This is a genomic window from Knoellia koreensis, from assembly GCF_013041615.1.
Lineage (GTDB): Bacteria > Actinomycetota > Actinomycetes > Actinomycetales > Dermatophilaceae > Pedococcus > Pedococcus koreensis.
The window spans coordinates 816,504-830,796 of sequence record NZ_JABEPQ010000001.1; the positions used below are offsets into that span (position 1 = coordinate 816,504).

General features: G+C 72.6%; 15 protein-coding genes. 3 read left to right on the forward strand and 12 right to left on the reverse strand.

Going from position 1 to position 14,293, the window contains the following annotated elements:
* Positions 1-3 precede the first annotated feature (3 nt).
* From HJG52_RS04075 to HJG52_RS04085, 3 genes are read right to left on the reverse strand one after another with little or no spacing between them, the layout of a single operon-like run.
* Positions 4-867: a DUF3710 domain-containing protein gene (locus tag HJG52_RS04075; RefSeq protein WP_171242239.1), complete on the reverse strand. Its 864-nt coding sequence runs from the start codon at positions 865-867 to the stop codon at positions 4-6.
* 9 nt (positions 868-876) lie between these two features.
* Complete coding sequence (gene dut, locus HJG52_RS04080) at positions 877-1,368, reverse strand: dUTP diphosphatase (protein ID WP_171242240.1); 492 nt, start codon at positions 1,366-1,368, stop codon at positions 877-879.
* Positions 1,369-1,407: 39 nt separating this feature from the next.
* Positions 1,408-1,707, reverse strand: a complete 300-nt coding sequence (locus tag HJG52_RS04085) for a DUF4193 domain-containing protein (RefSeq protein ID WP_171242241.1) — start codon at positions 1,705-1,707, stop codon at positions 1,408-1,410.
* A gap of 342 nt (positions 1,708-2,049) precedes the next feature.
* Between HJG52_RS04085 and HJG52_RS04090 the strand changes: the two genes are divergently transcribed.
* On the forward strand, positions 2,050-2,235 hold the full coding sequence (locus HJG52_RS04090; RefSeq protein WP_171242242.1) for a hypothetical protein: 186 nt from the start codon (positions 2,050-2,052) through the stop codon (positions 2,233-2,235).
* 13 nt (positions 2,236-2,248) lie between these two features.
* Here HJG52_RS04090 and HJG52_RS04095 read toward each other — a convergent pair whose 3' ends face one another.
* Genes HJG52_RS04095 through HJG52_RS04105 form a run of 3 tightly spaced genes read right to left on the reverse strand, consistent with a single transcriptional unit; the run spans position 2,249 to position 4,911 of the window.
* Positions 2,249-3,103, reverse strand: a complete 855-nt coding sequence (locus HJG52_RS04095) for an inositol monophosphatase family protein (protein ID WP_346767558.1) — start codon at positions 3,101-3,103, stop codon at positions 2,249-2,251.
* A 1-nt stretch (position 3,104) separates the two neighbouring features.
* Positions 3,105-4,265 (reverse strand): ferrochelatase, encoded by a 1,161-nt coding sequence (locus tag HJG52_RS04100; protein WP_171242243.1) that lies wholly within the window; start codon positions 4,263-4,265, stop codon positions 3,105-3,107.
* 10 nt (positions 4,266-4,275) lie between these two features.
* Entirely contained in the window at positions 4,276-4,911 is a 636-nt protein-coding gene (locus HJG52_RS04105) for a trimeric intracellular cation channel family protein (RefSeq protein WP_171242244.1), read from the reverse strand.
* Between the two features lie 111 nt (positions 4,912-5,022).
* On the opposite strand from HJG52_RS04105, the gene sepH reads away from it, so the two are divergent.
* On the forward strand, positions 5,023-6,228 hold the full coding sequence (sepH, locus tag HJG52_RS04110; RefSeq protein WP_171242245.1) for a septation protein SepH: 1,206 nt from the start codon (positions 5,023-5,025) through the stop codon (positions 6,226-6,228).
* A 23-nt stretch (positions 6,229-6,251) separates the two neighbouring features.
* Here sepH and HJG52_RS04115 read toward each other — a convergent pair whose 3' ends face one another.
* The 6 genes from HJG52_RS04115 to HJG52_RS04140 form a co-directional block, all read right to left on the reverse strand.
* Complete coding sequence (locus HJG52_RS04115; protein ID WP_171242246.1) at positions 6,252-6,926, reverse strand: thymidine kinase; 675 nt, start codon at positions 6,924-6,926, stop codon at positions 6,252-6,254.
* A gap of 43 nt (positions 6,927-6,969) precedes the next feature.
* Positions 6,970-8,112, reverse strand: coding sequence for an alkaline phosphatase family protein (locus HJG52_RS04120; RefSeq protein ID WP_171242247.1), 1,143 nt, complete (start codon positions 8,110-8,112; stop codon positions 6,970-6,972).
* A 41-nt stretch (positions 8,113-8,153) separates the two neighbouring features.
* The gene (locus tag HJG52_RS04125; RefSeq protein ID WP_171242248.1) at positions 8,154-8,759 is read right to left on the reverse strand and encodes a DUF5998 family protein; all 606 of its coding nucleotides are present in this window, start codon (positions 8,757-8,759) and stop codon (positions 8,154-8,156) included.
* A 65-nt stretch (positions 8,760-8,824) separates the two neighbouring features.
* On the reverse strand, positions 8,825-11,488 hold the full coding sequence (locus HJG52_RS04130; RefSeq protein ID WP_171242249.1) for a bifunctional acetate--CoA ligase family protein/GNAT family N-acetyltransferase: 2,664 nt from the start codon (positions 11,486-11,488) through the stop codon (positions 8,825-8,827).
* Between the two features lie 48 nt (positions 11,489-11,536).
* Entirely contained in the window at positions 11,537-13,030 is a 1,494-nt protein-coding gene (locus HJG52_RS04135; protein WP_171242250.1) for a sialidase family protein, read from the reverse strand.
* Positions 13,027-13,524: a sigma-70 family RNA polymerase sigma factor gene (locus HJG52_RS04140; protein ID WP_171242251.1), complete on the reverse strand. Its 498-nt coding sequence runs from the start codon at positions 13,522-13,524 to the stop codon at positions 13,027-13,029. Before HJG52_RS04140 ends, HJG52_RS04135 begins: the two co-directional genes overlap by 4 nt.
* Positions 13,525-13,633: 109 nt before the next feature.
* Here HJG52_RS04140 and HJG52_RS04145 point away from each other — a divergent pair, with 109 nt between their 5' ends.
* Complete coding sequence (locus HJG52_RS04145; RefSeq protein ID WP_171242252.1) at positions 13,634-14,278, forward strand: nitroreductase family protein; 645 nt, start codon at positions 13,634-13,636, stop codon at positions 14,276-14,278.
* Positions 14,279-14,293: the final 15 nt, after the last annotated feature.

The following is a 14,293-nucleotide window of genomic DNA, read 5'->3' on the forward strand; positions in this document are numbered from 1 at the left end:
TGCCTACCTGACCTCGGTGATCTCTGGGCCCCGTTCGAACGGCTTGAGGTCATCAGCGCGTCGGGGGTTGCCGGTGTGGTCCGTGCCATCAGTGTGGTCCGTGCCGTCGGTGCCGTCGGTGCCCTCGCCAGCCTCGTCGGCCTGCTCCTGCACCTGCTGCGGCAGGGTGAGGGTGAGCATCTCGCGGGGCGCCATGGCCTCCTCGCCACGCACCACGACGGTGCCACGCACGAACTCCACGAGGGGCGCGGCCGCGTCGTCGTCGATCGCGGCGCGCCCGGAGAAGACGGCGCGCAGGAACCAGCGCGGGCCGTCCACCCCGGCGAACCGGGCGGGGGCGAACACGGTGCGCCCGTCGGGGCCGGCCGACGGCATCCGGGTGCGCAGCTCACGCCCCAGCTCGCCGTGCGCCTCGTCGGCGGTACCGCCCTGGCTGATGATCGACTCGGCGATCTCGGCGCGGATGTCGTCCCAGATGCCCATGGTCTTCGGGGCGGCGAAGGCCTGCAGCTGCACGGCGCTCTCACCGATGACCGCGGTGGCGCCGACGACCTGGTCGGCGCTCTCGTCGATCTCGAGCCGCAGCTCCATGCCGGGCACGCCCTGGATGCGCAGGGCGCCCAGGTCGAGCCGGCCGTCCTCGCCGTCCACCTCCGAGCTGTCGAACGGACCGAGCTCGTCGCGTCGCCCGCGGGGCGTGCCGGGCTCCGGGTCCGCGGCCGCGTCGTCGCCGGTCTCGTCAGCCGCGTTGGTCACCTCACCCGTGTCGGTCACGTCCGCGGTCGTGTCCTCGGCGGCCTCGCCGGTCAGGTCCGTGTCCTGCTGGACGTCCGGCTCGGTGTTCTTGTTGCGTCGAAAGAGTGCCACTGCTTGTCGTCAGTCCTTTGTCGTCGCGGTGTGCTGGCCGAAACCACCACTTGCTCCGTGCCCAGTGTCCCCCCGCGGGGTGTCGTCGAGCGAATCGACCTCCACAAAGCTCACCCTGGCCACCTCCTGGACGACCAGCTGGGCGATGCGGTCGCCACGGCGCACCGTGAAGGCCTCGCGCGGGTCGAGGTTGACGAGGTTGACCAGGATCTCCCCCCGGTAGCCGGCGTCGACCGTGCCGGGCGCGTTGACGATGCTGATGCCGTGCCGCGCGGCCAGCCCGGACCGCGGGTGCACGAGCCCCACGAACCCCTCGGGGATCGCGAGCGCGACGCCGGTCGGGACAAGGGTCCGCTCGCCGGGTCCCAGCGTCACCTCGGTGGCGGCGTGCAGGTCCGCGCCCGCGTCACCGGCGTGGGCGTATGCCGGCACGGGCAGCTCGGGGTCGAGTCGCCGCAGTGCCACCTCGACGGTGGCGGGAACGCGAGCGGGGCCAGTCACCAGGACTGGCCCCGTCTCGTCTCGTGGGGTGGTGTTCACCTAGGCCGCGCACTCCCGGCAGACCAGCACGCCGCCCTTCTCACTCGCGAGCTGGCTGCGGTGGTGCACCAGGAAGCACTTGGAACACGTGAACTCGTCGTTCTGCCGCGGGATGACCCGCACCGAGAGTTCCTCGCCGGACAGATCGGCTCCGGGCAGCTCAAAGCCCTCGGCCTGCTCGGTCTCGTCGACGTCGACGCTGCTTGCGCTCTTGTCGACGCGACGTGACTTCAGCTCCTCCAGCGAGTCCTCGGACAGGTCGTCGTCGGTCTTGCGCGGCGCGTCGTAGTCAGTCGCCATGGTCGCTGTCGCTCTCCCTGTTCTCTCATCAACGTCTGGTCCCCGCTGGCCGGGGAGCGGACTCGCCGGTGTAACGCAGGTGGCTGCGGTTTTGTGCCCACCGCAGGCGGGGATTGTGCCTCATCTTCCGCGCGGCGTCACCACCGGGTCGGCAAATGGTCCAGCCGGCCCCGGACCGACCCGTGGACAACGCACCAAGGAATGGTCTGCGTTCACCCAGATTTCACCCATCCGGGGCATCCGAGGGGGTCCCTGCTGCGTTGGCGTGGTTAGAGTCCTTGCTCCGGACGGCGGCCCCACCCGGGGGCGGTGTGTCCGAGGACCACCGAGAGGGGTGCAGTCATGACCGAGTTCCACTCCGAGATCTCCCAGCGCGCCGCGCGGGCGACCGAGAGCCTCCAGGCGGCCCGCCGCAGCGGCGACGACTACCTGGTCTCGGTCCACGAGGCCGAGCTGGAGAACCTCGCCCGGCTCGCCGACGAGCACGGGCTGCGGGTCGCGGCCCTGCGCGACTACTCCGCCGCCTGAGGCCCGGCCCGCCTCACTCCTGCCCTGCCGCGTCGGCCGCGGCGCCCAGGACCACCTCGAGCTGGCCGTGCAGCGGCTCGGCCGCGGCGACGACCATCGCTCCCTCCGGCGGGCCGCCTGCGAGACCGGTGAACGTCCCGCCGGCCTCGGTCAGCACCAGCCACGCGGCTGCCATGTCCCACGGGTTGAGGCCGCGTTCGTAGTAGGCATCGAGGTTCCCGGCCGCCACCGCACAGATGTCAAGGGCGGCGCTGCCGATGCGGCGGATGTCCCGGACCTGGGGCAGCACCTCGAGCAACATCGCAGCCTGCCAACGGCGACGCTGCACGGCATACCCGAAGCCGGTCCCCACGAGGGCCTGGTCCAGGTCGGGTGGCGGCGCCATCGCGAGGCGCCGTTCCCTGCCGTCGGCGCCACTCACCCAGGCTCCGCCTCCGACCCGGGCGTGGAAGACCTCGCCGGTGACCGGGTTGACGACCGCACCCGCCACCGGCGCCCACTGTCCGGGCACCCGTGGGTCGCCGACGACGGCCGCCACGGACACGGCATACGACGGGATGCGGTAGAGGTAGTTGACGGTGCCGTCGATGGGGTCGACCACCCAGGTGAGGCCGGAGTCGCCGGCGCTGCCGCCCTCCTCCTCGCCGAGGAAGGCATCGCTAGGGCGCAGCCCCTGGAGCCGGGCGCGGATGAGGTCCTGGGCGCCCTGGTCCATGACCGTCACGACGTCCGTGGCGGAGGACTTGGTCCGGGCGACGCCGAGGTGGTCGGGTCGTTCGTCGACGACGAAGCGCCCGGCCTCGCCCGCGACGGTCAGGGCGACCTGCTCGAGCTCGGCGAGCTGGGCGTCGTCGGGTATGCCGTCCACGTCAGTCCCGTCCGCACAGCGCCGGGCGCGCGGTGCGCAGGTTGGGGCAGCACCCAGGGGCGCAGACCGAGGGTGGCGCCGTGCGTCCGGGCCAGACAGGGCGGACCGGGTCCTCCCCGCGTGCCTCGGCGGCGCGCTCGAGCAGGAGGTCGACGAGACCCGACACGAACTCCGGGTCCACCCCGACGGTCGGTACCCGCACCAGCCGCAGCCCGAGCTTCTCGGCGGTGGCGGCGGCCTCGGTGTCGAGGTCGTAGACGACCTCCATGTGGTCGGACACGAACCCGATCGGCGCCAGCACGACGGTCTGCACGCCGTCGGCCGCGAGCTCCTCGAGCCGGTCGTTGACGTCCGGCTCGAGCCAGGGCTGGGTCGGCGGGCCGGAGCGGGAGCAGAAGACCAGCTCGCCCTCGAGGTCCGTGTCGAGCGTGGCGTTGACCTCCTCGGTGATGGCGGCACCGAGCTGGATGTGCTGGCGTGAGTAGGCGTTTCCGTCCTCGTCACCCGGGCCGGAGGTGTCGTCCATGGCGTCCGGGATCGAGTGGGTGACGCACAGCAGGCGTACCGTTGCCGGGTCGACGCCCTCGCGCAACAGGCCGCGGACCGCCTCGGTGACGAGCCGGGTGTTGGTGCGCGAGAAACCCGGGTGGTTCGCGTACGGGCGCACCTTGTCGACCTCGATGGCGGGACCCTGCTCGGACACCTCGGCGTCCGCTGCCGCGAGGTCCTCGCGGTACTGCCGGCACGAGGAGTACGACTGGTAGGCGCTGGTGAGGACGGTGACGATGCGCCGCATCCCCCGCTCCTGCGCCTCGGCGAACGCCTCCGCGGTGAACGGGGTGAAGTTGCGGTTGCCCCAGATGATCGGCGTCGAGATGTCGCGTCGGTCGAGCTCGGCGCGCAGTGCGGCGATGAGGGCGCGGTTCTGGTCGTTGATCGGGCTGCGCCCGCCGAAGCCGTAGTAGTGCTCCCCCACCTGCTCGAGCCGCTCGTCGGGAATGCCGCGCCCCGCCGTCACTCGGCGCAGGAACGGCAGGACGTCCTCGGCCTTCTCGGGGCCACCGAACGACAGCAGGAGTATGCCGTCGTATGGCTCGAGCGGGCCTGCGTCCGGCTGGTCGGACTGCTCGGCTTGTTCGGGATGCTGGGGTTGCTGGGTCATCGGTGGGCTCTCATGGGTTGGCTCCGGTGCGCAGTGGCTTGGGTGCGTTGAGGTCGAGCACGACCGCGATGATGCGGACGGCGAAGACGAGCAGGACACAGCCCCACACGACGACGGGGTTGATGACGTCGTAGTGGTGGGCGAGGACGACGAGGGTCGAGCCGAGCAGCGCGGGCAGCGCGTACATCTCGCGGCGCAGCACCTCGGGGACCTGGCCGGCGAGGACGTCGCGGATCATGCCGCCGCCGATGGCGGTGACCACCCCGACGAGCACCGAGGTGACGCCGTCCATGCCCTCCCCGAGTGAGGTGAGCGAGCCGCCGATGGCGAACACCGCCAGGCCCGCGGCGTCGAGGACCCGCACGAACCGGCCGATCCGCTCGACACCCGGGTGGAAGAAGAAGGTGACCAGACCGGCAGCGAGCGCGCAGCTGAGCAGGCGCCAGTCGGAGACGCCCACCGGCGGCACCCGGCCGATGAGGACGTCCCGGATGACACCGCCGCCGAGCGCGGCGGCCGCGGCCAGGACCAGCACCCCGAAGAGGTCGAGCCGCTTGCGCACCGCGACCAGCCCGCCCGACAGCGCGAACGCGAACACCCCGACGAGGTCGAGGACCAGCTGCAGGTGGGTGTCGAGGGTGAGCATGGCAGGGTCAAAAGTACCCGTGCGGCGTGGTCGCTTTCTCCGTGCCCTCGGGGATGGCAGAGTCGGGCGCAGGACGCCCGACGGGGCTGACCTGCAATTCTGGGAGAGGTAATGCGAGACCTGCGGCTGGTCGGAGTGCACGAGGACGGACAGCACCTGTTGCTGGCCGATGCCGAGGGCGAGCGCTTCCGGATCCAGCTCGATGACCCCCTGCGCGCCGCGGTGCGCCGTGACCGACCCCGGTTGGGCCAGCTCCAGATCGAGATCGACGGCGGCATGCGGCCCCGCGAGGTGCAGGCCCTGATCCGAGCCGGCCTGTCGACCGAGGAGGTCTCCGAGCGCTCGGGGTGGACCGTCGAGAAGGTGGCCCGCTACGAGGGCCCGATCCTTGCCGAGCGCGAGTACGTCGCCGGCCTCGCCCGTGGCGTCCGGTTGCGGGGCCGCGGTGGTGGGGGCGCGTCCGCTCCGACGCTTTCCGCGCGGGTCAGCCAGCGCCTGTCGGGCCGCGGTGTCGACCCCGCCGTCGCGGACTGGGACTCCGCCCGCGACGAGAACGGCGGCTGGACCGTCGTGCTGACCTTCCCCGCCGGCGGCCGGGAACGCCAGGCCCGGTGGGCGTTCGACGTCCAGGCCCGGACGGTGTCGGCCGTCGACGACGAGGCGCGCTGGCTGAGCGAGGACGACACGAACGGCGACGCCTCCCCCGTGCCCGCACCGCACCTGGTCGCGAGCCCGGCGCGGGCCACGACCGTCTACGACGTCGAGGCCGAGGGTGGGGTGGCCTCCCCGCGGCCCAGCACCCGGAAGAAGGGCGCGGCCGCGACACCCGAACCACTAGGTGACCAGCCCCTTGACCTCATGTCGGCCATGCGTGAGCGGGCCGCCCACCGTGGGCGTCCGCGGCGGCGCAAGAACTCCCCCGCGCAGACACCGGTCGACACCGCGCCCCGCGAGGACGCGCTGCCGCTGGAGGACCTCGCCTACGACCCCGAGGTGCACGGCGAACCGCCGTCGGCCAAGGGCACCCACCCGGAGGACCAGCCAGACGCCATCGCCGAAACCGACACCGAGGCCGAGGCCACGGTTGGCGACGACGTCCTGCCGGCCCACGAGGCGGCGCCGGAGGCTGAGGGGGAACCTGCGTCCACCGAGACCACCGACGCGCATGACACCGAGGTGGCTGACGCGGCGGACGAGGCAGCCGAGGACGACCCGGCCGATGACGAGCCCGTCGTCAAGCCGGCCCGCCGCAGGAGCGGTCGCCCCGGGGTGCCCAGCTGGGACGACGTCATGTTCGGCGCCAAGCCCCGCGACTGAGCGCACACCGCGCCCGCAGGGCGTCAGGCCGGTGGGACGGGGCAGATCTCGAGGTCGAAGGGCAGCACGTCGGGCGAGGGCGATGCGACCCGTGCGGCGGCTGAGTTCATCCGGCGCATGAAGTGCCGGCGGCACAGCACCTCGTACTCCACCAGCGTCTCGGTGCCCGCCTGGGTGTCCCCCACGACGACCTGCTCACCCTCGACGACCATGACGCCGTCGACGACCCGGGCGTTGTGCGTCGCGCGCTTCCCGCACCAGCACAGAGCCTCGACCTGCAGCACCTGCACACGGTCGGCGAGCTCGATGAGCCGGCGTGACCCCGGGAAGAGCTGGGTACGGAAGTCGGCGGTGATGCCGAACGCGAACACGTCGATGCCCATCTCGTCGACGAGCCGGGCCAGCTGCTCGATCTGCTCCGGGGAGTAGAACTGCGCCTCGTCGCAGATGAGGTAGTCCACCCGCTGCCCCGAGGTCGCGTGCTCGACGACCGTGTCCCAGAAGTCCAGGTCGTCGTGCACCTCGTGGGCCCGGGTCGCGAGGCCGAGCCGGGAGGAGAGCATGTCCTCGCCGGCGCGGTCGAGCTTGCTGAAGATGAGGCCGCCGCGTCCCCTCGCCCGGTGGTTGTGGTCCATCTGCAGGGCGAGGGTGGACTTGCCGGAGTCCATGGTGCCGGAGAAGAAGACGAGCTCAGCCACGAGAGGTAACCCTATGGCGTGGCGACGCCGGACCGGGCACCACTCAGACGCGTGGTGCCACGCTGAACAGCGGCACCGTCGACTCGTCGGCGGTGAGCGAGCCGTGCAGCCCGACGAGGGCGAGCAGCTGCGGCCGCGCCCGTCGGGAGTCGACGATCGCGAAGTTGTCGCGCATGGCCACCACGAGGTCGCCGATGCGTTCGGTGTTGCGTGGCGCGACCGGACCGAACCACCCCTCGGCGACGGCCTCGTCCCGGCGCCGGATCCAGGCCCGCTCCCCCACCCGTCCCTGCCAGGTGGCGGCGACGTCCTCGACGGCCCCCGGCTCGGTGTAGAGCTGCAACGCCCGCGGCTCCCCGCCGACGTGCCGCACCCCGGCGGCCAGCTGGGGGTCGTGGGCGAGGTCGATGCGCAGGGCGTGCGGTGCGTCGACCATGCCGTGGTCGGCGGTGACGAGCACCGCCGTGTCGGGCGGCACGCTGCGCACGAGGCGTGCGATCTCGGCGTCGATCGCCTCGAGCTCGTCACCCCACTCCCACGACTGGCAGCCGTGCACGTGGCCGACCCTGTCGAGGTCACCCCAGTAGAGGTAGACGAGCGAGCGCGGGTCTCGCCGAAGGGCGGCCAGGGTCGCATCGACCCGTCCGGAGAGGTCGTCGGCCGCGGCGAACCGGCCACCGCGCACCGCCGCCTGCGTGAGGCCCGACCCGTCGAAGAAGGCCGGCCCGATGCGCGTCACCGCGACCCCGTCGCGTTCCGCGGCCTCGAAGACGGTCGCCTCCGGCTGCCACGCGAGCGGGTCCGGGCCGTCCTCCCACGACAGCTCGTTGACGAGCCGGTCCTCCCCCGGCACCAGCACCTCGTACCCGAGGAGGCCGTGCGCCCCGGGCGGCAGCCCGGTGCCGAAGGTGCCCATCGACGTCGCCGTCGTCGACGGGAAGCCGGCCGTGAGGCGGTGGGCCGCGGGCAGCAACGAACGCAGGAACGGCGCGTGCCCACCGCGCCGCCGGATCAGCTCATAACCCAGCCCGTCCACGAGGACGACCACCGCACGACGGGCCGGCGCCAGCTCCAAGGGCGCCCGGCCGGCATACCCGGCGACTCCAAGGCTTGCCGCGACCGACGGGAGCACGGCCGCAAGTCCCGCGTCGTCGTAACGCGGTGGGACGAGTCCCTCGTGCGGCATCGGGTCAGGACACCGCCGTGTCGGACGGACTGTGCACCTGCTCAGCTCCCGATGCTCGCGGAGAGCTCGCGGGCGAAACCGAGCGCCTGCTGCAGGGCAGCCTCACCCTCGGCCGCAGCGCTGATGCGCAGCGAGATGTCGTCGGAGCTGATGCTGCCTTCGTACCCGTGGTCGGCGTCGCAGTCGGGGTCTCCGCAGGTGGCGGGCAGCAGGTCGACCCGGTTCACCGCACCCCAGCCGAGGGTCAGCGTGATCTCGCGACCGAGCGAACCGGGTTGGTACTTCTGGGGATTGGCGACCACGTGGGTGAGCATCACGCCCCGCACTGCGCTCAGCGGGATGCTCTCGGTGGTCGCCGTCGCGGTGTCCTCGTGGTCGGGCCGCTCGTCCGTGTGGTCGTCGGCGTGGGCGATGACCAGGCGGGTGCCGGTGAGTGCCAGCACGGTGATGTGCCGGCGGACCACGTCGTGGTCGAAGGTGGTCTCCTGGTGGACGAGGTGCGACACCACGGACTCGCCCGCGAGTGCTGCCTGCACGACGTCGCCGACGAGGGCCGGGTAGTAGCCGGCCTGCTCGATCGCACGGGTCAGCTCACCGGGGAGCGGCGCGAGCGGGGCGGAGGCACTGGACGGGAAGGACGAACCCATGCGCCCATCTTGCCCTAGCCGCGATGACCCTGCCGCGTCGTCCCCACGTCTGCCCGGGCACGACGTCAGGTGAGGCTGCGGCGGCCCTGGTCCTTGCGCTGCGGCGCGGGTGCGACCGTCACCTCGGCGCCCAGGACGTCGACCCCGGCCGGCTGGGCGTTGACGGGGTTGAGGGTGAGCCGCGCGATCTCGGGCAGGTTGTCGGCGAGGACCGACACGCGGGCGACGAGGTCGGCGAGCGCGGCCCGGTTGACGGGTGCGGCCCCGCGGTGGCCGTGCAGCATCGGTGCCGCCTTGACCGAGGAGATGAGGTCGGAGACGTCGACGTCGGTGAGGGGCGGGATGCGGTGGCCGATGTCGCCGAGCAGCTCGGTGGGCGGCCCGGCGATGCTGAACGACACGACGGGACCGAACAGCGGGTCCTCCTCGCTGCGCAGCACGCACGAGACGCCCGGGGTCGCCATCCGCTGGACGACGAAGGTGTTGGCGGCCAGCGGCGCCAGCCGGTCGTTGAGGGCGGCGTAGGCGTCGCGCAGCTGGTCGGGCGTGCGCAGGTCGACCCGGATGCCGGACATGCCGGGTGAGTGCCGCACCAGTGGCGCGACCGACTTCACCACCACGGGGTAGCCGAGGGTGTCCGCGGCGGCGACCGCCTCATCCGCCGACGTGACCGAGACACTGGCCCACACGTCGATGCCGTAGGCACCGAGCAGCTCGCGCACCTCGTCCTCGGTGAGCCGTCGGCCGTCCGGTGCCTCGTGCAGCACCCGCTCGACCAGTCGTTCGGCCGCCTCGAGGTCGATGCCGGCCGGGTGGACGGGCACACCGTGGTCGCGCGAGCGCCACTCGGCATACCTCGTCGCGGCGGCGAGGGCGCGCACGGCGTCCTCGGGCATGGAGTATGCCGGGACGACCTCATCGCGACCGTCGTCGGTGCGCCCGGACAGCCGCTCCACGACGCCGCGCATGCCGAGGAACGTTGCCAGACAAGGCTTTTCGCTCTTCAGGGCGGCATCGCGCACGGCAGTGGCGACGTCCTCGTCGAGGGTCACCAGGGGCGGGATGAAGCAGGTCAGCACACTGTCGACCTCGGGGTCGGCGAAGGCCGTCGCGAGCGCCTGGGCGAACTCCTCCCCCTTGGCGTCGCTGGGCAGCGACACCGGCCCGTGCGACACCTCGAGGCCCCAGCTGACGCACGCCTCGGCGGTGAGCGCGCCGAGGGCGTCGGAGTTGCCGACCACGGCGACACGGTTGCCACCCGGCAGCGGCTGGTTGGTGACGAGCTGGGCGACGTCGAACATCTGGTGCACGTTCTCGACGCGGATGACACCGGCCTGGCGCAGCATCGCGTCGAACGCCTCGGGGCGGACCCGACTGGTGCGGGCGCGGTGTCCGGGTGGGACGCCGTAGGTGGAGACACCGGACTTCACGACGATGACCGGCTTGATGGTGGCCAGCCGCCGCGCGATGCGGGAGAACTTGCGCGGGTTGCCCATCGACTCGAGGTAGAGGCCGACCGTGTCGGTGTTGTCGTCGTCGATCCAGTACTGCATGAAGTCGTTGCCCGAGACGTCGACCCGGTTGCCTGCGGAGGCGAAGACGGAGATGCCGAGGCCGCGGCGGGTGGCCGAGGCGAGGACGGCGATGCCGAGCGCGCCACTCTGGGCGAACAACCCGAGCCGGCCCGGCGGTGGCATCTGCGGCGCGAGCGAGGCATTGAGCTTGACCGTCTCGTCGGTGTTGATGACGCCGAAGGAGTTGGGCCCGAGGACCCGCATGCCGTTCTCGCGGGCGGTGGTGAGCAGGTCGGCCTGGAGCTCGGCGCCCTCCTCCCCCGACTCGGCGAAGCCGGCCGACACGACCAGGAGGGTGCGCACCCCTGCCTCGGCGCAGTCGGCGACGACCTCGGGCACCTCTTGCGCCGGCACCGCGACGACGGCCAGGTCGACGTGGTCGGAGATCTCGGAGACCCGGGTGTGCGCCGGCAGGCCCAGCACCTCGAGTGCCTCGCGGTTGACGGCGTGCACCGATCCGGTGAACCCCGCGGCGAGGATGTTGGCGAGGATGTGGTGGCCGATCGAGTCGCTGCGCCGGCTGGCCCCCACGACCGCGATCGAGTCGGGGAACAGCACCGAGCGCATGCTGACCGACTCGGCGCGGTGCTCACGCGACAGCCGCACCGCCTCGGACCGCTCGGTGGGCTGGATGTCGAACCGCAGCGACACCACGCCGTCCTCGAACCGGCGCGTGACCTCGTAGCCGGCCTCGCTGAAGACCGAGATCATCTTGGCGTTCTGCGGCAGCACCTCGGCCGTGAACTCCTCGACCCCGGACTCCCACGCGATGACGGCGAGGTGCTCGAGCAGCACCGAGCCGATTCCCTTGCCCTGGTAGGAGTCCGCGATGTTGAACGCGACCTCGGCGCTGGTCGGCGTGATGCGGTCGTAGCGGCCGATGCCGATGATCTGCCCTCGCACGGTGGCCACGAGAGCCACCCGGTCGGTGTAGTCGACGTTGGTGAACCGCTCAACGTCGCGGTCGCTCAGCCGCCGCAGCGGCGCGAAGAACCGCATGTAGATCGACTCTTCGGACTGCCCGGCGTGGAACCGGTGGACCGCCTCGGCGTCGGCGGGGGTGATCGGCCGGATGTGGGCGACCGACCCGTCCCGCAGGACGACATCGGCCTCCCACTGCCTGGGGTACCCGGGCGGGAGGTCGACCGCGGTCATGGCGCAAGCATGTCACGAGGCGAGGTCACGACGACCGACCCCACCGGCCTACTGCCGGAAGGCCACGCTGCGAAAGCTCGTCCCGGAGTCGTTGCTCACCACGTAGTGCCCCGCCTCGGCCTGCACCGCGTAGACGAGACGGCCGCCACCGGCACCGGCCCAGGTCCAGTCGCCGCTGTCACCGGTCCCCTTCGGCTGGGTCCAGGTGCGGCCGCCGTCGGTGCTCGAGCGCAGCTGGGTCGCCGGGTCGCTGCCGGAGTCGGTGCTCGGCAACGCTCCCGTCACGGCGACCAGGTGCTTGAGGTCGGGCGCGGTGACCCACATGCCGCCCGCCGTGGGCGTCCCGAGGTCCGGCTCGGGGGTCGCCGTGGTCCACGTGGCGCCGTGGTCGGTTGAGGTGGCGAGGGCGTATGCCGCGTCGGCCTGGCCGTCGGCGCGGCAGACCGCCACGAGACCGCCGGGGGTGTTGGCCGTGGCCCAGACCCACACGCCGCCGGTGGGTGCGCAACCGGCGGGACGGGGCAGCTGGGTGGCCGTGCCGGAGACCCGCCGGGCGGCCGAGGCGGCCCGGCCGTCGGCCGGGTTGGTGCTGACGTAGGCGTCCGCGCCGTCCATGCTCAGCCAGGCCGTCTCGACCGGGCCGGGCGTCGGCAGCGTGGCCACCTTCGTCGCGCGCGTGGCCGACGTGCCGGCCGACCAGACCTCCAGTCCGGTGCACCCGCGCTGCGCCGGGTCGGTGTCGACCTTGCACTCCTGCGCCGTGACCAGCCACACCTTGCCGCCGCCGGCCTCGAGCGACAGGACGATGCCGCCACCCACGTCGAACGGGGTGAAGCTCCGGCCACCGTCAGTGGTCCGCATCGTGGTACCGCCGTAGGCGTAGCCGATGTCGGCCGTGGCGAACCGCAGCCCGGCGAACTGCTCGGGCGCGGTGGCGACCTTGCGCGGCATACCCTGCGCATTGCCCTTGAGCGTCGCCCGGGCGGTCCAGGTGGCGCCGTTGTCCTCGGAGCCGACGACGGACACACAGGGCTGGTCGCCCGGCTGGCAGTTCGCCGAGCCGAGGGCCCGCAGCTTGCCGTCGGCACCGGTGGTCAGCGACACGAGACCGAACGTGGCCGGTGCCGGCAACGGTCCCTTGTGGGTCGACGGCGCACTGGTCGTGGCACCCGTGGGCGGCGGCGAGCTGACGGGTGCGGTCGGCGCACTCTGGGTCGTCGTCGGTCGCGGACCCGCACTCGTCACGCTGGCCCGGGTCTGCCGTGACGACGACGCGACCGCCGGGTCGCGGTCGGCGTCGCCACCCTGGCGGTCCACGAGCCCGCCCCACGCGACGGCGCCCACGACGACCGCGGCAGCCGCCGCGCCGGCATACGGCAGCCACCGGCGGCGCACCGGTCGGCGCGCCTCGGTGACGATGCCCTCCCACCGGTCGGGTGCGGGCGCGAGGTCGCGCACGTCGGCCCGCTCCGCGGCGAAGAACTCGTCCACCGGGTCGCGTTGGTCGCCGGCCCCGGGCAGGTCGGACAGGTCGCGGTTCATCGGGTCTCTCCCAGCATCCGCGCCATGCGTTGGCGCGCGTCGAACAGGTCTCTCTTGACCGTGCCGTCGGACTTCTCCAGTTGACGGGCCACGGTCGCCACCGGCAGGTCGGCGAAGTAGTGCAGCAGCACCACCACCCGCAGCCGGTCGGGCAGCGCCTCCACGGCCTCCCTCACGGTGATGCGGGTGGCGTGGTCGAGGTCGGGGGTCGCGACGTCGCGTCCCGCCTCGTGACGTTGGTATGCCGCCGCCTCACGACCGCGCTTGCGCCAGTGGTCGCGCACGAGGTTGGCGGTGACGGTGTAGAGCCACGGCCGCGGGTCGTCGACCTTGGCGAACTCGCGGTAGAGCTTGACGAACGCCTCGCTCGCCAGGTCGTGCGCCAGGTCAGGGTCGCCGACCAGCTTGTTGGCCCAGCCCGCCAGCCGTGCGTAGTGCACGTCGTAGATCTCGCGCAGCGCGGAGTCGGCGTCGACCGCGTCGTGCGCAGGCACAGCCCAACCTCCCCGGAGTCCTGGCGCGAGGGCCGGCGCGGCCACAGTGGTCATGCCCTTGTGACGCCGGTGTCCTCGGCTCGGTTGGCCAGTCTGTCAGGCTGGGCCCGTGGAGCTTCGGGAGGTGCTGCGACGCCGCAGGATGGTGCGGCGTTTCGACGCCGGGCGCGCCGTGTCACCGGAGGCGTTGGACCGCGTCCTGTATGCCGCGTTGCGGGCTCCCAGCGCCGGCTTCAGCCAGGGGTGGGACTTCGTCGTCCTCACCTCGGCGGCCGAGCGAAAGGCGTTCTGGTCAGCGACGAGGGACCCCGACTCGGACCGCGAGCCGGATGCCTGGCTGCGCGGCGTCTCGGCCGCCCCGGTGCTGGTGCTGTGCCTGTCCGACCCCGACGCCTACCTCGACCGCTATGCCTTGCCGGACAAGGGCTGGACCGACCGCGACCCGGCCCGGTGGCCGGTCCCCTACTGGGACGTCGACACCGGCATGGCGGCCGAGAACATGCTCCTCGCGGCGGTCGACGCGGGCCTCGGCGCGCTGTTCTTCGGGGTGCCCCCGGAGGCGCACGGGCGCGTCAAGGAGGCACACGGCATACCGGCCAACCGGCGACTGGTCGGGGTCGTGGCGCTCGGGCACGCAGGCGAGCGGGTCGGGGGTTCGGCCGCGAAGCGGCCACGGCGGCCCGAGCGTGAGGTGGTCCACTGGGGGCACTTCGGGGTCAGCGGCGCGTCGGGGTCGGAGCCGCAGGGCGGTTAGGCGAGGATGGGGTGT

Excerpts from the sequence above, each read along its gene's own strand:
- sepH (WP_171242245.1), top strand. The coding sequence starts at position 5,023 with ATGCGAGACCTGCGGCTGGTCGGAGTGCACGAGGACGGACAGCACCTG.
- HJG52_RS04130 (WP_171242249.1), bottom strand. The coding sequence starts at position 11,488 with ATGACCGCGGTCGACCTCCCGCCCGGGTACCCCAGGCAGTGGGAGGCC.
- HJG52_RS04120 (WP_171242247.1), bottom strand. The coding sequence starts at position 8,112 with ATGCCGCACGAGGGACTCGTCCCACCGCGTTACGACGACGCGGGACTT.
- HJG52_RS04105 (WP_171242244.1), bottom strand. The coding sequence starts at position 4,911 with ATGCTCACCCTCGACACCCACCTGCAGCTGGTCCTCGACCTCGTCGGG.
- HJG52_RS04125 (WP_171242248.1), bottom strand. The coding sequence starts at position 8,759 with ATGGGTTCGTCCTTCCCGTCCAGTGCCTCCGCCCCGCTCGCGCCGCTC.
- HJG52_RS04090 (WP_171242242.1), top strand. The coding sequence starts at position 2,050 with ATGACCGAGTTCCACTCCGAGATCTCCCAGCGCGCCGCGCGGGCGACC.
- HJG52_RS04135 (WP_171242250.1), bottom strand. The coding sequence starts at position 13,030 with ATGAACCGCGACCTGTCCGACCTGCCCGGGGCCGGCGACCAACGCGAC.
- HJG52_RS04100 (WP_171242243.1), bottom strand. The coding sequence starts at position 4,265 with ATGACCCAGCAACCCCAGCATCCCGAACAAGCCGAGCAGTCCGACCAG.
- HJG52_RS04085 (WP_171242241.1), bottom strand. The coding sequence starts at position 1,707 with ATGGCGACTGACTACGACGCGCCGCGCAAGACCGACGACGACCTGTCC.